This window comes from Saccharopolyspora erythraea NRRL 2338 (assembly GCF_000062885.1).
Taxonomy (GTDB): Bacteria; Actinomycetota; Actinomycetes; order Mycobacteriales; family Pseudonocardiaceae; genus Saccharopolyspora_D; species Saccharopolyspora_D erythraea.
In genome coordinates this window covers 7,044,745-7,068,359 of sequence record NC_009142.1, presented here as the reverse complement: position 1 = coordinate 7,068,359, position 23,615 = coordinate 7,044,745, and the positions used below count along the sequence as shown (strand labels likewise).

At 71.4% G+C, this 23,615-nt stretch carries 19 protein-coding genes and 1 tRNA gene; 12 read left to right on the top strand and 8 right to left on the bottom strand.

Annotation, left to right across the window (positions count from 1 at the left end; genetic code table 11):
* Window positions 1–40: 40 nt before the first annotated feature.
* Both SACE_RS30335 and SACE_RS30330 read left to right on the top strand, forming a co-directional pair.
* Window positions 41–1,420, top strand: a complete 1,380-nt coding sequence (locus SACE_RS30335; protein ID WP_009950611.1) for a Gfo/Idh/MocA family protein — start codon at window positions 41–43, stop codon at window positions 1,418–1,420.
* Window positions 1,421–1,590: 170 nt separating this feature from the next.
* Window positions 1,591–1,872 carry a hypothetical protein gene (locus SACE_RS30330; RefSeq protein WP_009950612.1) on the top strand — a complete coding sequence of 94 codons (282 nt, stop codon included), beginning with the start codon at window positions 1,591–1,593 and terminating at the stop codon, window positions 1,870–1,872.
* Between the two features lie 25 nt (window positions 1,873–1,897).
* On the opposite strand, the gene SACE_RS30325 is transcribed toward SACE_RS30330, so the two are convergent.
* Window positions 1,898–2,470 (bottom strand): helix-turn-helix domain-containing protein, encoded by a 573-nt coding sequence (locus SACE_RS30325; protein ID WP_009950613.1) that lies wholly within the window; start codon window positions 2,468–2,470, stop codon window positions 1,898–1,900.
* Between the two features lie 80 nt (window positions 2,471–2,550).
* Here SACE_RS30325 and SACE_RS30320 point away from each other — a divergent pair, with 80 nt between their 5' ends.
* On the top strand, window positions 2,551–3,447 hold the full coding sequence (locus SACE_RS30320) for an NAD(P)/FAD-dependent oxidoreductase (protein WP_009950614.1): 897 nt from the start codon (window positions 2,551–2,553) through the stop codon (window positions 3,445–3,447).
* The gene (locus SACE_RS30315; RefSeq protein WP_009950616.1) at window positions 3,444–4,283 is read left to right on the top strand and encodes a class I SAM-dependent methyltransferase; all 840 of its coding nucleotides are present in this window, start codon (window positions 3,444–3,446) and stop codon (window positions 4,281–4,283) included. The genes SACE_RS30320 and SACE_RS30315 overlap by 4 nt, the downstream gene beginning before the upstream one ends.
* Before the next feature lie 251 nt (window positions 4,284–4,534).
* Here SACE_RS30315 and SACE_RS30310 read toward each other — a convergent pair whose 3' ends face one another.
* Window positions 4,535–5,272: a dienelactone hydrolase family protein gene (locus SACE_RS30310; RefSeq protein ID WP_009950618.1), complete on the bottom strand. Its 738-nt coding sequence runs from the start codon at window positions 5,270–5,272 to the stop codon at window positions 4,535–4,537.
* Between the two features lie 275 nt (window positions 5,273–5,547).
* Here SACE_RS30310 and SACE_RS30305 point away from each other — a divergent pair, with 275 nt between their 5' ends.
* Window positions 5,548–7,707, top strand: coding sequence for a glycoside hydrolase family 15 protein (locus SACE_RS30305; RefSeq protein ID WP_011875007.1), 2,160 nt, complete (start codon window positions 5,548–5,550; stop codon window positions 7,705–7,707).
* Here the strand turns inward: SACE_RS30305 and SACE_RS30300 are convergent.
* From SACE_RS30300 to SACE_RS30285, 4 genes are all read right to left on the bottom strand, one after another.
* Complete coding sequence (locus SACE_RS30300) at window positions 7,695–7,919, bottom strand: hypothetical protein (protein ID WP_009950620.1); 225 nt, start codon at window positions 7,917–7,919, stop codon at window positions 7,695–7,697. The genes SACE_RS30305 and SACE_RS30300 overlap by 13 nt on opposite strands.
* Window positions 7,920–7,988: 69 nt before the next feature.
* A complete protein-coding gene (locus tag SACE_RS30295; RefSeq protein ID WP_009950621.1) occupies window positions 7,989–8,609 on the bottom strand; it encodes a LysE family translocator in 621 nt (206 codons plus the stop codon).
* A 63-nt stretch (window positions 8,610–8,672) separates the two neighbouring features.
* Complete coding sequence (locus SACE_RS30290) at window positions 8,673–9,704, bottom strand: LCP family protein (protein WP_011875006.1); 1,032 nt, start codon at window positions 9,702–9,704, stop codon at window positions 8,673–8,675.
* Window positions 9,705–10,738: 1,034 nt separating this feature from the next.
* Window positions 10,739–10,811: transfer RNA gene (locus SACE_RS30285), tRNA-Arg, on the bottom strand.
* A 243-nt stretch (window positions 10,812–11,054) separates the two neighbouring features.
* Here SACE_RS30285 and SACE_RS30280 point away from each other — a divergent pair.
* Entirely contained in the window at window positions 11,055–11,972 is a 918-nt protein-coding gene (locus tag SACE_RS30280) for a cation diffusion facilitator family transporter (protein ID WP_009948448.1), read from the top strand.
* Between the two features lie 278 nt (window positions 11,973–12,250).
* Here the strand turns inward: SACE_RS30280 and SACE_RS30275 are convergent, their stop codons facing one another.
* Both SACE_RS30275 and SACE_RS30270 read right to left on the bottom strand, forming a co-directional pair.
* Window positions 12,251–13,063 carry a DUF305 domain-containing protein gene (locus SACE_RS30275; RefSeq protein ID WP_009948449.1) on the bottom strand — a complete coding sequence of 271 codons (813 nt, stop codon included), beginning with the start codon at window positions 13,061–13,063 and terminating at the stop codon, window positions 12,251–12,253.
* A 107-nt stretch (window positions 13,064–13,170) separates the two neighbouring features.
* A complete protein-coding gene (locus SACE_RS30270) occupies window positions 13,171–13,941 on the bottom strand; it encodes a DUF3105 domain-containing protein (RefSeq protein ID WP_009948450.1) in 771 nt (256 codons plus the stop codon).
* Window positions 13,942–14,355: 414 nt separating this feature from the next.
* On the opposite strand from SACE_RS30270, the gene argS reads away from it, so the two are divergent.
* The 6 genes from argS (at window position 14,356) to rho (ending at window position 23,571) form a co-directional block, all read left to right on the top strand.
* Complete coding sequence (gene argS / locus SACE_RS30265) at window positions 14,356–16,017, top strand: arginine--tRNA ligase (RefSeq protein ID WP_009948452.1); 1,662 nt, start codon at window positions 14,356–14,358, stop codon at window positions 16,015–16,017.
* An 11-nt stretch (window positions 16,018–16,028) separates the two neighbouring features.
* Complete coding sequence (gene lysA / locus SACE_RS30260; RefSeq protein ID WP_009948454.1) at window positions 16,029–17,447, top strand: diaminopimelate decarboxylase; 1,419 nt, start codon at window positions 16,029–16,031, stop codon at window positions 17,445–17,447.
* Window positions 17,448–18,752, top strand: coding sequence for a homoserine dehydrogenase (locus SACE_RS30255; protein ID WP_009948455.1), 1,305 nt, complete (start codon window positions 17,448–17,450; stop codon window positions 18,750–18,752).
* Window positions 18,749–19,828, top strand: coding sequence for a threonine synthase (gene thrC / locus SACE_RS30250; RefSeq protein ID WP_009948457.1), 1,080 nt, complete (start codon window positions 18,749–18,751; stop codon window positions 19,826–19,828). The genes SACE_RS30255 and thrC overlap by 4 nt, the downstream gene beginning before the upstream one ends.
* The gene (gene thrB / locus SACE_RS30245; RefSeq protein ID WP_009948458.1) at window positions 19,825–20,739 is read left to right on the top strand and encodes a homoserine kinase; all 915 of its coding nucleotides are present in this window, start codon (window positions 19,825–19,827) and stop codon (window positions 20,737–20,739) included. Before thrC ends, thrB begins: the two co-directional genes overlap by 4 nt.
* 885 nt (window positions 20,740–21,624) lie before the next feature.
* Window positions 21,625–23,571, top strand: coding sequence for a transcription termination factor Rho (gene rho, locus SACE_RS30240; protein ID WP_009948460.1), 1,947 nt, complete (start codon window positions 21,625–21,627; stop codon window positions 23,569–23,571).
* Window positions 23,572–23,615 lie beyond the last annotated feature (44 nt).

The following is a 23,615-nucleotide window of genomic DNA, read 5'->3' as shown; positions in this document are numbered from 1 at the left end:
GAAATTCACTGTTTATGAACAAGAATGACCAGGAGGGTTCATGGCAGGCGACGAATCGCGCAGCAACCCCTTCTCGCGGCGGACCCTGCTGCGGACCAGCGCGGCGGCCGGTGCCGGCCTGGGCGTGGCCGGGCTGAGCACCGGCTACGGCGCCGCCCAGCCCGTCCGCCCCGCCAAGGGCGAGTCCATGATGGGCGTGGCGTTCGAGGCGCACGAGACCGTCCGCGTCGGGATCATCGGCGTCGGCAACCGGGGCGCGTCGATGCTGCCGCTGTTCCTCGCGGTGCCCGGCGTCGCGATCACCGCGGTCTGCGACGTCAGCGCCGACGCGGTGAACCGGGCCGCCAGGGCCGTCACAGACGCCGGACACCCGGAACCGGCGAAGTACTCCGCGGGCGAGGACGACTTCGAGAACCTGCTCAGGCGCGACGACGTCGACTTCGCCTACGTCGCGACCCCCTGGGAATGGCACACCCCGATGGCGCTGAGCGCGATGCGCAACGGCAAGCACGTCGGCGTCGAGTGCCCGGCAGGCACCACCGTCGACGAGTTGTGGGAGCTGGTCGACACCTCGGAGAAGACCCGCAGGCACTGCATCCAGCTCGAGAACTGCAGCTACAGCCAGAACGAGATGCGCGTGCTGCGCATGGTGCACGACGGGCTCTTCGGCCAGGTCCTCTTCGGCGCCGGCGCGTACCTGCACGACCTGCGCGAGCTGCTGTTCTCCAAGACCTACTACGCCGGCCAGTGGCGGCGCGCCTGGCACACCGGGCTGAACGGCGACCTGTACCCGACGCACGGGCTGGGGCCGGTGGCGGCGTACATGGACATCAACCGCGGCGACCGCCTCGTGCGCATCACCTCGATGAGCACGCCGGCGGCCGGGCTCGCCCAGTACCGCGAACAGCACATGCCGGCCGGGGACCCGACGTGGAACGAGCGCTACGTCAAGGGCGACGCCACGATCAGCCTGATCCAGACCGAGGCGGGCCGCGTCGTGCAGCTCGCGCACGACGTGTCCAACCCGCGCCCCTACAGCAGGCTCAACCAGCTCCAGGGCACCAACGGCGTGTTCGAGGACTACCCCGCGCGGATCTACCTGGAGCCCACGCACTCCAACGACGAATGGGGCGACTTCGCCGAGTTCGCCGACTACGACCACTGGCTGTGGAAGGAGGTCGGCCCCGGACCCGGCGGTCACGGCGGGATGGACTACATCATGCTCTACCGGCTCGCCCAGACCATGCGGCTGGGCCTGCCGCCGGACATCGACGTCTACGACTCGGCGACCTGGAGCGCGCCCTTCGCGCTCAGCGTGGAGTCGGTGCGCCGCAACAGCGCGCCGGTCGACTTCCCCGACTTCACCCGGGGCAGGTGGCAGACGCCGCACCCGGGCGTCGACTCGCCCAAGCCCGCCTGACGGCGGAGCTCCCCGTCGGTTCGGCGGGGAGCCCCGGCTTTCACCCCGATGCGTGGAGCTTTCCGCCCCGCACGGGGAAAGCCGCGGTTGCGGCGGGCCTCCGGCCGCCCTCTGTTGACTGGTCGACGTCCGCCGACCGGCGGGCGTTGGTCCGACGGAAGGGTATCGAGGTGTCTCGTTTCGCTCGTACGGCATCGGCAGCGGCGGTTTTCCTGGCGGCGACGGCGTTCCAGGTGGTTGGTGCGGCGCCTGCCGGGGCCGACGCGCAGGAGTGCGCGAAATACGCGACCGGCGTCGCGAAGGACCTGACGCCGGAGCAGACCGCGGAGGTCGAGAAGGGCTGCGAGCAGGGCGAGCTGGACTTCCGCGCCTGCGTGCGCACGCTCGAGGCGGTTGTTCCCGAGCACGCCACCCCGGCCTGCTACCGGGCTGTGGTGTTCCAGCAGGCGTGACGGGACGTCCCGGTGGAGCCCTGGGCTACCCGGATCCGCCCTTCGGCTTCGCGCGGACGTGCATGCGTTCACCCTGCGGGCCGAACAGGCTCAGGATCTCCACCGGGGCTTCACCGGTGCTGCCGAACCAGTGCGGCAGGCGGGTGTCGAACTCCGCGACCTCCCCGACCTTGAGCACGACGTCGTGCTCGGCGAGCACGAGACGCAGATTCCCGCTGAGCACGTAGAGCCATTCGTAGCCCTCGTGCGTACGGGGGTCGGGCTCGCTGCGGCCCGCACCCATGATCATCTTGAACGCCTGGAGGCCGCCGGGCTGCTGGGTCAGCGGCACCACCGTCATGTCCCCGCGCCTGATCGGCTTCAGCCGCACCCGGGGATCGCCGACCGGCGGCGCGCCGACCAGCTCGTCCAGCGGCACCTGGTGGGCCTGCGCGATCGGCAGCAGCAGCTCCAGGCTCGGCCTGCGCTGCCCGGACTCCAGCCGCGACAGCGTGCTGACCGCGATCCCGGTGGTCTTCGACAGCGCCGCCAGGGTGCATCCGCGCTGCCTGCGGATCTGCCGGAGCCTCGGTCCGACGGCCGCGAGCACTTCGTCCATCCCTCCATTTGCGGAAATGGCAACAAGGTTTGTCAAGCCGTCCGCGCCGGGCGCATGGTCGGTGCCAGGAGGTGCCAACCATGGAGGATGTGGTGGTCATCGGGGGCGGTGCCGGCGGTCTGAACGCCGCGCTCACCCTGTGCAGGGTTCGCCGCCGGGTGCTGGTGGTCGACTCGGGCGAGCCGCGCAACGCACCGGCGGAGCGGGTTCACGGGTTCGTCTCCCGCGACGGCACGCCGCCCGCGGAACTGCTCGCGGCCGGGCGGGCGGAGGTCGAACGCCACGGCGGCCGGTTCGCCGACGGCGAGGTGCGCACGATTCGCAGGCGGGACGGCGTGTTCGCGGTAGAACTCGCCGACCGCGTCGTCTCGGCGCGGCGCGTCGTCGTCGCGACCGGACTTCGCGACGAGCTGCCCGGCGTGCCCGGTCTGCGGGAGCGCTGGGGGCGGGACGTGCTGCACTGCCCGTTCTGCCACGGCTACGAGGTCCGCGACCAGCCGCTCGGGGTGATGGGCGGGCTGCGGGCTTCGGTGCACCAGGCGCTGTTGCTGCGGCAGCTTTCCGACGACGTCGTGATCTTCGCCGAGGAGGTCGACGACCGCGACCGCGCGAGGCTCGCCGCGCGCGGCGTCCGGATCGTCCGCGCGGCGATCGCCGGTCTGGACGTCGAGGACGACGCGCTCCGGGGCGTCCGGCTGGCCGACGGGACCGTGGTCGCGCGGTCAGCGCTGTTCGTCCCGGCCCCGCCGGTCCCCAACGACGCGCTGCTCGCCGGCCTGGGGTGCGAGCGCGACGGCGACGGCCTGGTGCGCGTCGACGGGAACGGACTGACGAGCGTGCCCGGTGTGTGGGCGGTCGGCAACGTGGTGGATCCCCGGGCGCAGGTCGTCGTCGCGGCCGGCGCCGGGGCCAAGGCGGCGATCGCGGTGAACGCCGACCTGATGGAGGAAGAACTGGTGGAGGAGAGGGCGGCATGAACGACATCGACTGGGCCGCGATGGCCGACATGATGGTCGACGAGGCGGAGGTGCACAGCCCCTACGTGCGGCAGGCGTTCGCGGAGCTGGAGCACCTGGCGCCGCGGCGGGTGCTCGACATCGGCAGCGGGCCCGGGGTGGCCGCCTGCCGGCTGGCCGGCCTGTTCCTGCAGGCCGAGGTGACCGCGGTGGACGGCACGCCCGAACTGCTGGCCCGCGCCGAGGCCAGGGCCGAGCAACTGGGGGTTCGGCTGCGCACCAGGCTGGCCGAGTTCCCGGAAGGTCTCGACGACCTCCCGACCGCGGACCTGGTGTGGTCGGCGCAGGCCGTGCACCACGTCGGTGACCAGCAGAGTGCGCTGGATCGCATCGCCCGGCTGGTGGCGCCCGGCGGTGTGCTCGCCATCGTCGAGGGAGGACTGTCGCCCCGCTTCCTGCCCCGCGACTTCGGCTTCGGGCGGCCGGGACTCCAGGCCCGCCTCGACGCGGCGTTGGAGGACCGGTTCAGCACCATGCGCGCCGAACTGCCCGGATCGGTGCCGGTGGTAGAGGACTGGCCCCGAATGCTGCGCCACGCCGGACTCACCGAAGCTCGCAGCCGGACGTTCCTGGTCGACCACCCGGCGCCGCTTGCCGACACTCCCCGCCGGTTGGTGCGGCGGCTGCTCGAGCGCCTGCGCCACATGCTCGCCGAGGGCCTGGACCCCGACGACCTGAAGGCGCTGGACCGGCTGCTCGACCCGGCCGACCCGGACGGCATCGACCAGCGTCCCGACCTGTTCCTGCTCACCGCCAAGACGGTGCACTACGCCCGTCGAGCGCTGCCTTTGAACTGACCTTGCGTGGCGGTGCTGGTGGCGGAACCTCAGGCGTCCTCTGGCCCCGGGATCTTTTTCTCGCGTATCAGCCATACGTCGCGAAAAGCTGTCCTCGCCAGAGGGCGCCTGAGAACCCGCGGCGGTGCCGGTTGAGAGCGTGGGCCAGACGGCTGCGCCGCTTCAACGGCCGAAGCTCCGAGAAGACTCCTCGCTCCGGTCCCGCGCGCGAACAGCCGCGCCGGCGCCGTCACGGCGTCGGCGCGGCCGCGTCAGCGGTTCACACCTCTGCGCACCGGCTCGGGGGGTTTGACGTGGGTGCCGGTCGGCCCTTCGGGGCGCGGGACTCCGAGGTAGCGGCGGAACCACCCCGCGGCGAGGTCGGAGACCTTCTCCAGCGCGCCCGGCTCCTCGAACAGGTGGCCTGCGTGCTGCACGATCTCGATCTGCACGTCGGTGAGCGGCAGCGAGGTCAGCAGCTTGGCCGCGTGCCGGTTGAGCTCCAGCACCTCGCGGTCGTCACCGCCGACGATCAGCAGTGTCGGGGCCTGCACCGAGGAGAGGGCCTCGCCGCTGAGGTCGGGCCGCCCACCCCGCGACACGACCGCCGCGACCCGCCCCGGCCGTCTGCTCGCGCCCTTGAGCGCGGCCGCCGCACCGGTGCTTGCGCCGAACAACCCGACCGGCATGCCCCTGGTCGCCTGCCGCTGCTCGAGCCAGTCCACGGCGGTGACCACGCGGTCGGTCAGCAGGTCGATGTCGAAGCGCAGCGCCTGCGTGCGGTCGTCGGTGTTGGCCTCGTCCGTCGTGAGCAGGTCGAGCAGCATGGTCGCGAAGCCGGTGTTCTGCAGCGCCTCGGCCACCGCGCGGTTGCGCGGGCTGTGGCGGGAGCTGCCGGAGCCGTGCGCGAAGAGCACGACCGCCTCGGCCGCGGGCGGCACCACGAGGTCGCCGTTGAGCGTGCCGGTGGCCACCCGCATCTCCACCGGTTCCGCCGTCAGATGAGCCATGAGAAATCCCCTCCGCTCGCTCAGGCCACGCCTACCCCTGCCCGGCCCCGGGGCAAACCACCCGTGATCGGACGGCACTTCCGAGCGTTGTTCACATTTCGCCGCCGGCGTTTCATCGGCTTGCAAAAACTTTTCAATCACGCAAACGCTTGTATCCGCCATGGTGGCCTGGTTCACTGCTCCGCGGCTCAGGACGACGCAATCCCGGCAGATGGGAGTTCGAAACTTCTTGCACTGAGGATTGCGGTCCACTGTGGATTCGATCGGAGGTCGTCTTGTCCAGACGATGGCGAACACCGCTGCTGGGGATCTGCGTGGCGGCGGCGGTCGCGGGCACCGCGCTGCCCTCGTCGGCCGCGCGAGCGGGCGACGCACCGGGCGCGCCCGGCACCGACCCCGGCTACGCCGGCGCCGACAAGCTCGGCTTCGGGACCTCGCGCGACGCGCAGAGCCCGGTGTGGTTCACCCTCGGCCGCGGCGGTGCCGCGGATCTCTACTACCCGAACCTGTCGACGCCGGCGTCCCGGCAGCTCCAGGTCGTCGTGACCGACGGGGCCGGCTTCGTCCAGCGCCTGTCCGACGTCCCCACGCGCACCGAGCCGGTCGACCCGAAGACCCCGTCGTACCGCCAGGTCTCGACCGGGCAGGGCTGGGAGGCCACCGCCACCTACGTCACCGACCCGGCGCGCCCGTCGGTCGTGGTCGACCTCCAGGTGCGGTCGCTGGACGGCAAGCCGTTGCAGACCTACGTCCTGCACGAGCCGACCCTGACCAAGGACGGCTCCGACGACCGCAGCCGGACCGAAGGCGCGACGCTGGTGGCGTCCGACCGCTCGGCGGCCAGCGCGCTGCGCGCGACCCCGGCCTTCACCGAGACCTCCTCCGGATACCTCGGCGCCAGCGACGGCTGGACCGACCTGTCGCGGCACAAGCGGCTCACCGCGCACCACCCCGAAGCCGGCGCCGGGCACGTCGGCCAGGTCGGGCGGCTGCCCGTGGACGGCGTGGGAACCTCGCACGCCGTGCTCACCCTCGGCTACGGCAAGCACGCCAGCGAGGCCGTCGCGACGGCGGAGGAGACGGAGCGGACCGGGTTCGAGGCCGCCGCCCGCGCCTACGGCGAGGGCTGGCACCGCTACGCCGACTCGCTCACGCCCCCGGACGCGCTGACCGACGAGCACCAGAAGAACGTGTACTGGAGCTCCACGGCGATGCTCGCGGCCAGCGAGGACAAGCAGAACCCGGGTGCGTTCATCGCGTCGCCGAGCATGCCGTGGGCGTTCCGCAACGACCCGGAGATGGCTCCGGAGTCCGGGCCCTACCACCTGGTGTGGCCGCGTGACCTCTACCAGCACGCGACCGCGCTGCTGTCGGCGGGCGACCGGGCGGCGGCCGAGCGGGCGCTGGACTACCTGTGGTCGGTGCAGCAGCCCGACGGGCACCTGCCGCAGAACACCGAGACCTCCGGCGAGCCGTTCTGGACCAAGGTCCAGCTCGACCAGACGGCGTTCCCGATCGTGCTCGCCTGGCAGCTCGGGCGCACCGACCAGGCGACGATGGACGGCGTCCGCAAGGCCGCGGAGTTCATCGTCGGCTTCGAGCACGAGGGGCACCCGGCCCCGTACACCGAGCAGGAGCGGTGGGAGAACCACAGCGGCTACTCGCCGGGCACGATCGCCTCGACGATCGCGGGCCTGGTGTGCGCCGCGGACCTGCTGGAGCGCAGCGGCGACCACGAGACCGCCCAGCGGTACCTGGCCGTCGCCGACGAATGGGCGGCCAAGGTAGACGGGTGGACCGCGACCGCCAACGGCCCCCACTCACCGCAGCCCTACTACCTGCGGCTGACCAAGGACGGCAACCCGAACCAGGGCACGACCTACAACCCGGGCGACAACTACCCGGAGGACGTCGACCAGCGCACCCAGGTGGACCCGAGCTTCCTGGAACTGGTCCGGCTGGGCGTCAAGCGGCCCGACGACCCGGTGGTGGTGAACTCGCTGCGCGTCGTCGACGAGGTGCTGGGGGAGCAGACGCCCGCGGGGCAGCACTGGCACCGGTTCACCAGCGACGGCTACGGCGAGCGCGAGGACGGCGCGGACTGGAACATCGGCCACGGCCGCACCTACGGCAGGCTCTGGCCGCTGTTCGCGGGTGAACGCGGTGAGTACGAGCTGATGGCGGGTCAGCCCGGCATGGCCGCCGAACGCCTGCGGTCGATGGCGGCGACGGCGAACGAGGGGCTGCTGCTGCCGGAGCAGGTCTGGGACAACCGGGCACCCGCCGCCGACGGCGAGCCCGCGCCCGGTACGCCCAACCGCTCGGCCACCCCGCTGGCGTGGACCCACGCCCAGTACGTCCGGCTCGTCACGTCGATGGCGGCGGGCGCGCCCGTGGAAACCCCGTCGGTCGTCGCGGACCGCTACACCCGCTGACCGATGCTTCCTCCCGGGGCGCCGCCCCGGGAGGAAGCGACCCCCTCGAACTCCGAAGCCGGTGCCTCGGGCACCAGCCGCGCCCGGTAGGCGGCCAGCGCGTTGGCGAGCCGATCTCGTGCGACCTTCGCCTGGGCGTCGTCGGCCCCGATGCCCAGGTGCGCGCACACCCAGCCGCCGGCGTTCGCGCGAAGCTCTTCCTTCTCCTCCACGGGCCCATCGTCCCCCGGGCCCTGCGGCCCCGTAGGAGAGGCCCCACCCAAGGCGGTCGCGAGGGCTCGTCAGTGCTGGGACGTGGCGACCTTCAGGCCGAAGCCGATCAGGACGACTCCGGTGACGCGGTCCATGGTCCGGCGCACGGCGGGCCGCTCGAAGAACGCGCGGGCCCTGGCCAGCAGCATCACGTAGCCGCCGAGCCAGCCGAAGGTCAGCACCGCGTGCAGGAGCACCAGCAGCGCCATACCGCTGCGCGGGGAGAGGCCCGACGGCGCGAGCGTGGGTAGCAGGCCGGTGTAGAAAACGGCGATCTTCGGGTTGAACAGGTTGCTGACCAGGCCGGTCCGCCACGGGTTGCCCGCCGTGGGCGGGCCGGCCGGCGCCGGGGCCCCGGGGCGGTTGCGGCGGCTGTGGAGCAGCGCCTGGACACCGAGGAAGACCAGGTAGGCAGCCCCGGCCAGCTTGATCACCGTGTACGCCGTGGCGGAGGCGGCCAGCACCGCGGCCAGCCCCGCCACGGTGAGCACGCCCCACACGAGCAGCCCGAGGGTGATGCCCCCGGCGGTGCGCAGGCCGTCCTGCCAGCTCGACGCGACGGCTCGTTTCGTCACCACGGCCATGTCCGGGCCGGGCACGATCGTCAGCACGGCGAGCACGCCGACCGCGGCGAAGAACTGCAGGAGCATGGGCTCAGTCTCGCATTCGGCTGGTCAACACGGCCTGCACACCCGCACGGGCGGGTGCCGTGCTCAGCCTCCGATGCCTTCGGCGGTGGTGATGACTTCCTGTGGCACGGGGGTGTCGGTGGCCAGTGCGCCGAACAGCTTCTCGGCGCCCTCGTCGTCCCATTCCACGACCGAGGCGCCGCCGTCGGTCTCACCGAAGCCGCCGAACGGCACGGTGGTCGTCACGCCCTGCCCGGAGGCGATGCCCTGCATCGCCAGGCCCAGCGAGCCCAGGTGCCAGACGTGGTCGCCGGAGTCGACCAGGAACGACTGGGAGGTGTCCAGGATCAGCGGGAACAGCCGGAACGGGTTGGCCAGCACCTCGGGGCCGGAGACCTTCTCGGTCAGCGCGGCCAAAAACTCCCGCTGCCGCTGGACCCGGTCCAGATCACCCCGCGCGGTCGCCCGGGTGCGCACGTAACCCAGCGCCTGCGGCCCCTGCAACGTCTGGCAGCCCGGCCGCAGATCCAGATTGGCCTTCGGGTCCTGCATCGGTTCCTTGACGCACAGGTCCACCCCGCCGATCGCGTCGGTGATGTCGGCGAAGCCGCCCAGCCCGACCTCGGCGTAGTGGTCGATGCGCACCCCGGTGTTGTTCTCCACGGTGCGGGCCAGCAACTGCGAACCGCCGTAGGCGAACGCGGCGTTGAGCTTGTCCTTGCCCTGACCGGGGATCTTGACCAGAGAGTCCCGCGGCAGGCTCACCATCGTCGGAGTACCACCGCTTTCCGGGATGTGCACCAGCATCACCGTGTCGGTGCGCCGGCCCGCCGTGTCCCCGGTGCCCAGCTCGTCCTTGCGCTCCTGGTCCAGGTCCTCCCGGCTGTCCGAACCCACCAGCAGCCAGTTCGTCCCCGGCCCGTCCTGCGGCCGCTCACCATCGACCGGCAGCGCCTGCTCCCGCTTGAGCGAGTAGTCCACGTAGAGCACGAACCCGACCAGCGCCAGCACCAGCACCACCAGCACCGCGACGACCTTGCGCCCCCACCGCCTCCGCCGGACCCGAGGCTCCGGCGTCCGTCCGCGCGCCTGGTGACCCGGTTGCGTGTAGGTCATGTCCCGTTCCTCTTCCGCCTTGCGCGACACGGCTTTCGTGTCGTCGATTTCGGTTCGCCAACCCCAGCCATGCGGCGCGCAAGCATGGCAGAGATCAGGACCTCCAAATAGGAGCAAGCACACAGCGCGAGCAACGATGGGAATACGCCAGGATCACGCCGAAGCAACCTTTTCGGCGGGCGGACGCGTTAGTTGCAATTACCAACCGCACATCAACGCAGATCAGACTATTTTCCCGAGGCGAATTCAGGTTCGTTGTGTTCGCGCACTCGTCGCGTTCGGTTTCCCCGTACTTACGACGTCGATCTTCCGTGTCCGCACAATCGAGGCCCATGGGTCACCGCCCACCGCAAGGCCACAATCCCTGCTCTCCGCAGGGCTCTGACCCCTGCTGCCAGGATGAACGGCGCCGCGAGGGGCACCGTCGCGAACATCGTCCGCATCGTGACCGGTGCGGTCGTTCCGTCTTTGTCCTGCACATCCTCTTCGTGGTACTGGGCGCCAACCAGGGCAATGATTCGTCTCGTTCGTATACGGCCTGGCCGAAGTCCTGGTCCTCGGACTCGGAGTCGTTTTCAACCCCGACGACGCACTCCTCGGCGTCATCCTCAACTACGGACTCGTCGCCCTCAGCTACCTCGTCATCGGCCAGTTGATCAACGAGGCGATCCGCCGCCGGCCGAACTCGTCCACGCAATTGCCGACGCTAGTTCCGCCAAGGATGTGCAATAGCGGCTAAGGGCGAAAATATCTGCACCACGACTTGCGAACGCGATTCTCATCTATAGGATTCACTGCCGCTGGCGCCTGCCGAGCGGATGGCGGTCACACCCACCCAGCCGGCGGACGCCAGCTCGACTGAAGGCGGGCCAGCCGCAAAGTCCTGGAGGGCGTGCTGCGCGGAAAGCCCTGACGGCCGTGAACGTGCATTGCACGTAACCAGTGGCACATGGCGGGACGTGGTGAGGCACGCAAAAATCCGCCCCTGTCCTTGCTGCTGCTGGTCAGGGGCGGAATCCGCTGTTCGGCTGATGCGCCCTCGGCAGGACTCGAACCTGCGACACCTGCCTCCGGAGGGCAGTGCTCTATCCGCTGAGCTACGAGGGCTTGTCGTTGTTGACGTCCGAAAGCTTAGCGCATCGCCTGATCGTGGACGCGCAGGGGGCCGGTTGGGTGTTCGCTGATCGCTCACCTGGCGTTTTTCGAGTGCTGCCACGTGGGGAACTCCGGTGTCACCGGCGGCGGGGTACGTGTTCCGGTGTGATCATCGAGTGAGGTGAGCCTCCCTTCTGTTGCACTCATGCACATGTGACTATATATCTGTGGTGGAGGACGTGAGGAGGGCTTGAGATGGGCCATGGGCACGGGCACGGCGGTGCCGCCGACGCGGTGAGTGCGTCCGGGCGCTACGTGCGGCGCCTGGGGGTGTCGTTCGCGGTTCTGCTGGGCTTCTTCGTGCTCGAGGCCGTGGTCGGCTTCATGACCTCGTCGCTGGCGCTGCTGTCGGACGCCGGGCACATGCTCACCGACGTCCTCGGTGTCGGGATGGCCCTGGCGGCCATCACCACGGCCCGCCTACCCGCCCGCGGCGGGCGGACCTTCGGGCTGTACCGGGTGGAGGTGCTCGCGGCCCTGGCGAACGCCGTCCTGCTGTTCGGCGTGGCCGGCTACATCCTCTACGAGGCCGTCGGGCGCTTCCAGGAGCCGCCGGAGGTCTCCGGCGTCCCGATGATGCTGACCGCCGCCGCCGGCCTGCTCGCCAACCTCGTGGTCTTCGCCCTGCTGCGTAAGGGAGCCAGCGAAAGCCTCAACGTCCGAGGGGCCTACCTGGAAGTCCTTGCCGACACGCTCGGCTCGATCGGCGTGCTCGTCGGCGGCGCGCTGACCACCGCATTCGGCTGGTACCTGGCCGACCCCATCGTCGCCGTCGGCGTGGGCCTGTTCGTCCTGCCGCGCACCTGGAAGCTGGCCCGGCAGGCACTGCGCATCCTCGTCCAGCAGGCACCGGAGGGCGTCGACGTGCAGAAGATGCGCGCCGAGCTCGCGGAGCTCCCGTCGGTCACCGAGGTCCACGACCTGCACGTCTGGACCCTCACCTCCGGCATGGAGGTCGCCTCGGCCCACCTGACGACGGACAACGGCGCCGACCACGGCGGCGTGCTCATCGCCGCCCAACGGCTCCTGGCGGAGCGGTACTCCATCAACCACGCCACCCTCCAGGTCGAACCCATCGACTGCGCCCGCCGCTGCCGAGCCCTCACCTGGTGAACAACCACCCACCCCACCGCAGCATCCTCCGAAAACTCATCCCGGAGACCTGCCGGGGGTCTTGGGGGCGGCGAGCGCCCCAGAAACCCTTCCCAAGGCGACCCGCAAGGCGCGAGTACGTCGAGAACTGGCGGGCCCCCGTGCTGAAGGTGCCCCGCCAGTGCCGCTGGATGCGTCGAAAACTCACGCGGCCCTGCCGCCAAAGTGACCCGCAAGGCCAGGCTGGCCACCCCAAAACCCCTGCCCGCCCTCAAAGCGACCCGCGAGGCCAAGCCCCGTCAGCCAGGCGGCAGAGGCGCGGCGCCCCGCGCGCTCAGCATCTCCCGCATCAGCATGCTCTCGTTCCCCTGCGACCCCAGCATGTTCTGCGCCAGCCCCCGCACGGTGGGGACCGCTGCGTGCTGGGCGCCGTATTCGGCCATGGCCGCGCCGCCTTCGTGGTGGCGCAGCATGAGGCGGAGGAACTCGACGTCGAAATCGGGGCCGCGGAGGGCCTGCAGCCGTGCCAGCTCCGCACTGGTCGCCATGCCGGGCATCAGGCCGCCCGACGTCGGAGGCGCACCGTGGCCTTCGCCGCCGTGTCCACCCGCGTGTCCGCCGCCGTGTCCGGCGTCTTGCTCCATCCACTGCATCGGTGCTCCGGTGGACTGGGCGGGCTGACCCCACAGGCTGAGCCAGCCCTGCATGCGGCCGATCTGGTCGCGCTGGTTCGTCTCGATGTCGAAGGCGAGCTGGCGCACCGCCGTGTCGGAGGCGCGCTCCCTGGCCAGGGTGGCCATGGTGACGGCCTGCTGGTGGTGGACCGACATGTCCTGGGCGAAGCCGACGTCGACCGCCGACGGGTTGTTCTCCACCCGCTGGTCCGAGGGCGCCTTGAGCAGCATGCCGCCCGCCGCGCCGAGCAGGAGCAGGGCGACCGTGCCGGCCACCGCGATGAAGATCCGCGCCGCCAGCGGAGAGCCCGCTCGCCGCGAGCTCTCGCGCCCGAGCTGATCCTCCTCCGCACCGCCCGGCAGGTCCTCCACACGGGCCCGGTCGTCAGCCGCCCCACCGTTGGCGCGGTCCTCCGCTGCCCCGGCCCGGTCGCCCACTCGCCCAGCGCTGTCCTCCGCTACGGGACGGCCGCTCCCAGCCCCGGCCCGGTCCTCCGTCCCGCCCGCTGACGCGGCCCGGTCCTCGGGACCGGTCGTCCCTCCGGTCACTGACCGGCCCCCATCTCACCGGTCGCCTGCTGCGAGCCGGTGCCGTCCATGGGGACCGAGCCCGGGGGCGCCGGGGCCGGGTCGAACGGCGGCGGGTTCAGGGTGTCGAAGGCGCCGGGGTAGGCCTGGCAGGAGCCGCCGATCTCGGGGTAGACGCCGAAGCCGTTCTGCCGGAGGGCGGTGATGAACTGGTCGATCCGCTGGTCGTCGGCCTTGTCGACCTTGAGCCGGTGGCCCCACGACTGCACCGAGATGGGGCTGTCCATGCCGGGGTAGGGCGACATCATCGTGTACGGCTTGCCCTCGACCCGCTTGCCGAGCTCCTCGACGCCCGCCGCGTCCACCTTCGCCGGGTCGTAGGCGATCCAGACCGCTCCGTGCTCCAGCGAGTGGACCATGTTCTCGGTGCGCACCGGCTGCGGGTACACCACGCCGGTGCAGTCGGCCCAGATGCCGTCGTGCGGGCCGCCGAACGGCGGGTTCTGGTCGTAGGCCACCCGTTGTGCCTGGGTGACGTGCTGCTGAGCGGGGTAGTTGGCGAGCTGCACCCCGGGGATCGCCTTGGAGGGGTCGGGGTTCTGCTGGGAGGGCGTGAACACCGCCAGGGCCTGCTTGTCGGCGGCTCGCATGCCTACGTAGCCGAACACCACTCCGGCGATGATGAGCACCACGGTCACGCCGGCGATGAGCACCCACGGGATCGAGCGCTGCTGCACCACCGACCCGCGTGCGCCGCGAACCGCCTTGTTCTTCTTACCGTTCGCCATAGCTTCTTCCGGAACCTCGTCTCGCGGAGCAGTGCCAGGCCGTGCAGGCCCGCCTCGGCCGCCCGCCAGTTTAGAGATTTTGTCGCGTTCGGACCCCCCTTCGTCCTATTCGCGACACAAGTTCACGTCCTCCCGGAGGCCGCAGCACGACCCCGCACGGGCCACAGACTCCCAGCCCGGACCGCCATGCGAGCGCACTCCGGGCCGCAGCACAACCGGAACGCAACCGGAACTCCGGGCCGCGGCACAACCGGAAGCCGCAGCACAACCGGACGCCGGCACGCAACCGGCCGGTAACCCTTCTGTGACGCTGCGCACTCCCGCGGTCCTCCGTCCCGCCGCAGGCCCCGAACCCGTCCCCGCACCTCCAACCCCTTGGCTGAACAGCGACGACGCTTCCTTAGACTTCCTAGGGTGACTCCCGCCGCGCTCGCTGAACTGCTCCGCAACACCGCCGTCGATGTGCTCGCCAGCCGTGACCTGGACACATCCGTGATTCCGGCCGCGGTGACGGTCGAGCGACCCCGCAACCCCGAGCACGGCGACTACGCGACCAACATCGCGATGCAGGTGGCCAAGAAGGCGGGCGTGGCCCCCCGCGACCTGGCCGGCTGGCTGGCCGAGGCGCTGACCGGCCAGGACGGCATCGACTCCGTCGAGGTCGCCGGCCCCGGCTTCCTCAACCTGCGGCTGGCCGCCGACGCGCAGGGCCAGATCCTGCGCGAGGTGCTCGACGCCACCGACGCCTACGGCCGCGGTGCGAAATACCAGGGCCTGAAGGTCAACCTCGAGTTCGTCTCGGCCAACCCCACCGGCCCCGTCCACCTCGGCGGCACCCGGTGGGCCGCCGTCGGCGACGCGCTGGGCCGCACGCTGGAGGCGCAGGGCGCCGAGGTGACCCGCGAGTACTACTTCAACGACGCCGGCGCGCAGATCGACCGGTTCGTCCGCTCGCTGATCGCCGCCGCGCGCGGCGAGGCGGCCCCGGAGGACGGCTACGGCGGCGCCTACATCGGAGAGATCGCCAACCAGGTGCTCGAAGCCGAGCCCACCGCGCTGGACCTGCCCGAAGCCGAGCGGCACGAGACGTTCCGCCGCATCGGCGTCGGCCTGATGTTCGACGAGGTCAAGCGCAGCCTGCACGACTTCGGCGTCGACTTCGACGTCTACTTCCACGAGGACTCGCTGCACACCTCCGGCGCGGTCGAGAAGTCCGTCGAGCAGCTCAAGGAGTCCGGTCACCTCTACTTCGCCGACGGCGCATGGTGGCTGCGCTCGACCGAGTTCGGCGACGACAAGGACCGGGTGCTGATCAAGAGCGACGGCACCACCGCCTACATCGCCGGCGACGTGGCCTACCTGCGCGACAAGCGCAACCGCGGTTTCGACCTGTGCATCTACATGCTGGGCGCCGACCACCACGGCTACATCCCGCGGCTGAAGGCCGCCGCCGCGGCCTTCGACGACGACCCCGACGCCGTCGAGGTCCTCATCGGCCAGATGGTCAACCTGGTCAAGGACGGCAAACCGGTCCGGATGAGCAAGCGCGCCGGCACCGTCCTCCGCCTGGAGGACCTCGTCGACGCCGTCGGTGTGGACGCCGCGCGCTACTCGCTGATCCGCTCGTCGGTGGATTCCGCCTTGGACATCGACCTCGACCTGATCAGCAAGCGCTCCAACGAGAACCCCGTCTTCTACGTGCAGTACGCGCATGCGCGGCTATCGTCGCTGCAGCGCAACGCCGCCTCCCTGGGCATCGACCGGGGCTCGGTGGCCGACGCCGACCTCTCGCTTCTCACCCACGAACGCGAGGGCGACCTGATCCGCACCCTGGGCGAGTACCCGCGCGTGGTGCGGTCGGCGGCCGAACTGCGGGAGCCGCACCGGATCGCCCGGTACCTGGAGGACCTGGCCAGCGCGTACCACAAGTTCTACGACGCCTGCCGAGTCCTGCAGCCCGGTGACGACCAGGCCACCCCGCTGACGATCGCCCGGCTCCAGTTGTGCGAGGCGGCCCGGCAGGTGCTCGCCAACGGCCTCGGCCTGCTCGGGGTCAGCGCACCGGAACAGATGTAAGGAGCCGCACCATGCGCGCCCATCCGGCCGGGCCGAGGCACGCCGATGTCGTGCCGCCCGGCAACACCGCGGGCCCGGTGCCCGCCACCACCGACGACCTCGACCGGCTGCACCCGCACGTGTGGCCGCGCAACGCCGCCCGCGCGGCGGACGGCAGCACCGGCTTCGCCGGCGTCGACGTCCGCGACCTCGCCGAGGAGTACGGGACGCCGCTGTTCGTGCTCGACGAGGACGACTTCCGCTCCCGCTGCGCCGACTACGCGGGAGCCTTCGGCGACCCGGCGTCGGTCCACTACGCGTCCAAGGCCTTCCTGTGCACCGAGGTCGCCAGGTGGGTGGCCGAGGAGGGCCTGAGCCTGGACGTGTGCAGCGGCGGCGAGCTGAACGTCGCGCTGCGCGCGGAGTTCCCGCCGGAGCGGATCACGCTGCACGGCAACAACAAGTCGGTCCCGGAGCTGACCGCGGCGGTCGAGGCCGGGGTCGGTTCGGTGGTCCTGGACTCCTTCCACGAGATCGCGCGGCTGGAGCACATCGCCCGCGAGCGCGGGGTCCGCCAGGACGTGATGATCCGGGTGACCGTGGGCGTGGAGGCCCACACCCACGAGTTCATCGCGACCGCGCACGAGGACCAGAAGTTCGGCTTCTCGCTGACCTCCGGGCAGGCAGCCGAGGCCGTCGGCCGGGTGCTCAAGGCCGAGTCGCTGCGGCTGGTCGGCCTGCACAGCCACATCGGTTCGCAGATCTTCGACGACGACGGCTTCGAACTGGCCGCGCACCGGGTGATCCGGCTGCTGGCGAAGATGCAGGAGGAGCACGGCGCCGAAGCGCTCTCCACCGTGTCCACTGTGGACCTCGGTGGCGGGCTCGGCATCGCCTACACCGCCGAGGACGACCCGCTGCCCCCGGCCGAGCTGGCCGCCCGGCTGAACGAGATCGTCCGCAAGGAGTGCGAGAACGCGGGGCTGGCCGCCCCCAGGATCGCCGTCGAGCCCGGCCGGGCGATCGCCGGTCCGGGCACCGTGACGGTCTACGAGGTCGGGACCATCAAGGACGTGGCGCTAGACGGCGGCCTCCAGCGCCGCTACGTCAGCGTCGACGGCGGCATGAGCGACAACATCCGCACCTCCCTCTACGACGCGGTCTACGACTGCCGCCTGGTGTCCCGCCGGGCCGAGGCGCGGGCCGTGCTGTCCCGCATCGTGGGCAAACACTGTGAGTCCGGTGACGTAGTGGTGCGAGACTGCTGGCTCCCGGAGGACATTGCTCCGGGCGACCTGGTCGCGGTGGCCGCGACCGGCGCGTACTGCTACGTGATGGCCAGCAACTACAACCGCCTGCCCAAGCCCGCCGTGGTCGCGGTCCGGGACGGTCAGGCGCGGTTGCTGCTGCGCAGGGAGACCGAGGACGACCTGCTCCGGCTGGAGGTGTGAGTGATCGAGGACCGTGAACCGATCAGAGTCGCGCTGTTGGGGTGCGGCACGGTCGGTACCGAGGTGCTGCGTCTGCTTCAGGACCAGCCGGAGGAGTTCGCGGCGCGGACCGGGGCGCCGGTGCAGGTCACCGGGGTGGCGGTGCGCCGTCCGCACAAGCACCCAGAGGTGCCCGAGCACCTGATCACCACCGACGCCACGGCGCTGGTGGAGGGCGACGTCGACGTCGTGGTGGAGCTGATCGGCGGCATCGAGCCCGCCCGGTCGCTGCTGCTGACCGCGCTGAAGTCGGGCAAGTCGGTGGTCACGGCGAACAAGGCGCTGCTGGCCGAGTACGGCTCCGAGCTGTACGCGGCGGCCGACGCCGCGGGCGCCGACATCTACTTCGAGGCCGCCGTCGCCGGTGCCATCCCGCTGCTGCGCCCGCTGCGCGAGTCGCTCGCGGGCGACCGGATCAACCGCGTGATGGGCATCGTCAACGGCACCACCAACTACATCCTGTCGGCGATGGACTCCACCGGCGCCGGCTACTCCGAGACGCTGGACGAGGCGGGCAGGCTCGGCTACGCCGAGGCCGACCCGACCGCCGACGTCGACGGCTTCGACGCCGCGGCCAAGGCCGCCATCCTGGCCTCGCTGGCGTTCCACACCCGGGTCACCGCCACCGACGTGCACCGCGAGGGCATCTCCGCGGTCAGCCCCGGCGACATCGCCGCGGCCAGGTCGCTGGACCGCACCGTGAAACTGCTGGCGATCTGCGAGCGGGTCGTCGACGAGGACGGCACCGAGTCGGTGTCGGCCCGCGTGCACCCGGCGATGATCCCGCGCAGCCACCCGCTGGCGGGTGTCGGCGGCGCCTTCAACGCGGTCTTCGTGGAGGCCGAGGCAGCCGGGCAGCTCATGTTCTACGGGCAGGGCGCCGGCGGCGCCCCGACCGCGAGTGCCGTGCTCGGCGACCTGGTCGCCGTGGCCCGCAACCTGGTCGTGGCGGGCAAGGGGCCGCGCGAGTCGGCGCACGCCCAGCTGCCGGTGCGACCGATGGGCGGCACCCCGACCCGCTACCACATCAGCCTCGACGTGGCCGACAAACCGGGCGTGCTCTCGCAGGTGGCGGCCACCTTCAACGAGCACGATGTGAGCATTTCCGTGGTCCGCCAGCAGGGCAGGGGCGACGAGGCCAGCCTCGTGGTCGTCACCCACACCGCGGCGGACGCGGCCTTGAAGTCCACAGTGGACAAGATCGCGCAGCTGGAGGTGGTGCGCGAGGTGGTCAGCGTGATGCGCGTGGAAGGTGAACCGTCGTGACTTCGAACATCCAGGGCGCGCGTGCCGGGTGGCCCGGTCTCATCGAGGCCTACCGGGACCGCGTCCCGGTCCCCGACGGTGCGCGCGTGGTGACCCTCCAGGAGGGCAACACCCCGCTGGTGCCCGCCCACCACCTCTCGGAGCTGACCGGCTGCGAGGTCCACCTCAAGGTCGAGGGCGCCAACCCGACCGGTTCGTTCAAGGACCGGGGCATGACGGTGGCCATCACGCACGCCCTCGCCGAGGGCAGCAAGGCAGTCATCTGCGCCTCCACCGGCAACACCTCGGCGTCGGCCGCCGCCTACGCCTCGCGCGCCGGGCTCACCTCGGCCGTGCTGGTGCCGCAGGGCAAGATCGCGATGGGCAAGCTGGCCCAGGCGGTCGTGCACGGCGCGAAGATCCTCCAGGTGCAGGGCAACTTCGACGACTGCCTCGAACTGGCCCGCAAGACCGCCGCCGAGCACCCGGTGACCCTGGTCAACTCGGTCAACCCGGTCCGGCTGGAGGGCCAGAAGACCGCCGCCTTCGAGATCTGCGACGTGCTGGGCGCCGCGCCCGACGTGCACTGCCTGCCGGTCGGCAACGCCGGCAACATCACCGCGTACTGGAAGGGCTACGACGAGTACGCCCGCGACGGGGTCATCTCCGCCACGCCCGCCATGTTCGGCTTCCAGGCCGCCGGTGCTGCGCCGCTGGTGCACGGCCAGCCGGTGTCCAACCCCGAGACGATCGCGACCGCGATCCGGGTCGGCAGCCCCGCTTCCTGGCACGGCGCGGTGGCCGCCAAGGACGCCTCGGGCGGCCTGTTCTCGGCCGTGAGCGACGAGCAGATCCTGGCCGCCTACCGGCTTCTGGCCTCCCGCGAGGGCGTGTTCGTCGAGCCCGCGTCGGCCTCCAGCGTCGCCGGGCTGCTGGCCACCGTCGAGGACGGCCGGATGCCCCCGGGCTCGCGCGTGGTGTGCACCGTGACCGGGCACGGCCTCAAGGACCCCGACACGGCGCTGTCGGGCATGGTCGAGGTCGAGCCGCTGCCGGTGGACCCCGGCGCCGTCGCGACGGCGCTGGAGCTGACGTGACGGCCCTGGCCGCCACGTCCGTCGAGGTCACCGTCCCGGCGTCGACGGCGAACCTGGGTTCGGGTTTCGACGCCCTCGGGATGGCGCTGTCCCTGCACGACGTGGTGCGGGCCGAGGTGGTCGACGGCCCGCCGGGCAGCGTGCGGGTCGAGGTCGAGGGGCAGGGCGCCGGGGTCGTCCCGGCGGACGGGAGCCACCTCGTCGCCCGGATGCTGCACCGCACCCTGGACCGGCTCGGGGTGCCGGCCCCGGCGCTGCGGCTGCGCTGCCGCAACACCATCCCGCACTCCCGCGGGCTCGGCTCGTCGGCGGCGGCGATCGTCGCCGGTGTCGCCGCGGGACACGCGCTGGCCGGGATCAGCGCCCGGGACCCGGAATACGCGCCCGCGGCCCTCCAGCTCGCGGCCGAGCGCGAGGGCCACGCCGACAACGCCGCGGCCAGCCTCTTCGGCGGGTTCGTCGTCGCGTGGTGCGAGGACGGCCGGTTCCGCGCGACCCGGCTCGAACCGCACCCCGACGTCGTGCCGGTGGCCCTGGTGCCCGGCGTGGAGTCCGCGACGCACACCACCCGCGGGCTGCTGCCGGAGCGGGTGCCGCACGCCGACGCGGCGTTCGCGGCGGGACGCGCGGCGCTCGCCGTGCACGCGCTGACCAGCGACCCGTCGCTGCTGCTGGCGGCCACCGCGGACCGCCTGCACCAGGACTACCGGGAGCCGGCGTGGCCCGAGACAGTCGCGCTCGTGCGGCGGCTGCGCGCGGCGGGCGTCCCGGCGGCCGTCTCGGGAGCCGGACCGACCGTGCTGGCGTTGCCCGAAGCCGGTGAACTTCCGCCCGGTCTCGACATCGCCGGCTTCGAGGCGCTGCGCCTGCCGGTCGACCGCGAAGGCGTGCGCGTCACCGCCAAACCCTGACCGAAATGCCCTGATGGGCGGCCCTGCGCGCGGCGGGGGCGGCGGAGGTGGTACAAAGGTGGTGTCGGTAGGTGCGCCACAGCGCCGACCGGCGGAGTGATCGACATCGGGCGTGCCACACGCCCGGGGGGTTGTTGCACCTGGATGTCAGGGCGTCTACCCTCAAGGTCAATCAGTCACCGCGCGCAGGGCGCCGGTGCCGTATCCGGGACGTCGACCCCGGAACGCATCTCCCGCTGTGAATTGACTCCACCCGACCCGGGGTGAAGATCAGGATTGGCGGGTACCCGGACGCGGTGACCGAGGCAGGAGTTGTCAACTCAATGGGGTTCGCTTCGGACGAATCGATCTGCGAATCGTTGCCGATGTCGGGGTTGGGGCTCTAGGTTTCACACCGTGGCCCACTGCGGTAACCGAGTCGGCGGATCGATCCCCGTAGCTCCTCCACCGGCAGCCAGGTGCGTCCGCGACGTGCGGACGGGGCCTGCCGCAATGCCCGGTGAAGGGCTTCAGCGAGTCGATTCCTCCTGGTACGAGGCGGCAGCAGGGCGTGCATCGGCGAGTGTGGATCGGAGTGGACACGTCGCACGTGGACCGTTGTTCGGGCAGCTCAGCGCGAGTCGGCGGAGCCACCGGCGAGTCCCGTGAGCTGATATCACCGAAGCTGGAATCGTCAACGCTGGTATCGGACTGGCGATCTCGCGAGCCGGGTGCCTCCCACCGCCCGGTGCTGCTGGTTCAGCACGAGCCACGGCTCGACAGCCGGTCACCTTCGTGGATTTCCGATCGGCTGCCGGTAGCACAAAACGGCCGTCCGCGACTGGAGAGCGGGCGGGCAATCCGCTGGGTCGCGTAGGAGGCGCGGTCCGGTCAGGAAGGACATTCGTGAGCAACACCGAACTGTTGAGCAGCGAAGCGGCCAACGGCGTCGCTCAAGCTGGCCGGCAGGAATCCGAGCAGTCGGGCACCGGTTCCGAGACCAACGGGACCCCGCGCCGACGCGGCGGACTTTCCGGCATGGTTCTCGCTGAGCTGCGCCAACTCGCGGGGGAACTCGGCATCGAGACCACCGGCCTGCGCAAGGGCGACCTGATCGCGGCCATCAAGGAGCGGCAGGGCGGCGCGGCCCCGCAGCGGTCGCGCAGCACCAAGAAGCCAAGCCAGGGCGCCGAGGACAGCGCCCAGGCCAAGGCCCACCAGCCCGCGCTGGACGAGAGCGACGCCGACAGCAAGCAGCGCGACACCGAGCAGGCCGCCGAGCCCGCCCCCAACGGTGCCGCGCCGTCCCGGGGACGTGGGCGCCGCCAGCAGGCCGCCGACGCCTCGGGCGACGACGAGAGCCGGCGTTCCAACAACCGCCGCAGGCGCTCCTCCGGGCGGGCCGGCGGTGCGCAGGAGGACGAGCGCGGTGGCCAGGGCGGCCAGGAGCGCTCCGAGCGCGGTGAGCGCCAGGACCGCGGAGACCGGCAGGACCGCGGAGACCGGCAGGACCGCGGAGACCGGCAGGACCGCGGAGACCGCCAGGACCGCGGTGAGCGCCAGGACCGCAACAACGCCCGTCAGCAGCAGGACAACCGGCAGGACGACGGCGACGAGGACGGCGGACGCAGGCGCGGACGCCGGTTCCGCGACCGCCGCCGCAACCGCGGGCGCGCGGAGGGCGGCGGTGGCGAGCCGGAGGTCCGCGAGGACGACGTGCTGCTGCCGGTCGCGGGCATCCTCGACGTGCTGGAGAACTACGCATTCGTGCGGACCTCCGGCTACCTGGCGGGGCCGAACGACGTCTACGTCTCGCTGTCGCTGGTCCGCAAGTACGGGCTGCGGCGCGGCGACGCCATCAAGGGCGTCATCCGCCAGCCCCGCGAGGGCGAGCAGCAGCGGCAGAAGTTCAACCCGCTGGTGCGCGTCGACGCCATCAACGGCCTGGAGCCCGACGCGGCCAAGGGCCGGTCGGAGTTCCACAAGCTGACCCCGCTCTATCCGAACGAGCGGCTGCGCCTGGAGACCGAACCGCACAACCTGACCGGCCGGATCATCGACCTGGTGATGCCCGTCGGCAAGGGGCAGCGGGCGCTGATCGTCTCGCCGCCGAAGGCGGGCAAGACGATGGTGCTGCAGGCGATCGCCAACGCGATCACCACCAACAACCCCGAGTGCCACCTGATGGTCGTCCTCGCCGACGAGCGTCCGGAAGAGGTCACCGACATGCAGCGGTCGGTGAAGGGCGAGGTCATCGCCTCCACCTTCGACCGTCCGCCGTCGGACCACACGACCGTGGCCGAGCTGTCGATCGAGCGGGCCAAGCGCCTGGTCGAGATGGGCCACGACGTGGTCGTGCTGCTCGACTCCATCACCCGGCTGGGCCGCGCCTACAACCTGGCGGCCCCGGCATCGGGCCGGATCCTCTCCGGTGGTGTCGACTCGACCGCGCTGTACCCGCCTAAGCGGTTCCTGGGTGCGGCGCGCAACATCGAGAACGGCGGCTCGCTGACGATCTTCGCCACGGCGCTGGTGGAGACCGGCTCGACCATGGACACCGTGATCTTCGAGGAGTTCAAGGGCACCGGCAACGCCGAGCTCAAGCTGGACCGCAAGCTGGCCGACAAGCGGCTGTTCCCCGCGGTCGACGTGGACGCCTCCAGCACCCGGAAGGACGAGATCCTGCTCTCGCCCGACGAGCTGGCGGTCACCCACAAGCTGCGCCGGGTGCTGGCCGCGCTCGACGCCCAGCAGGCCCTGGAGCTGCTCCAGGACCGGCTGCGCAAGTCGCGGACCAACATCGAGTTCCTGATGCAGGTCGCCAAGACCACGCCGGGCAAGGACGAGGACTGACGTCCGCGTCTCCGCGCATCGCCGAAGGGCCCGCACCGACCAGG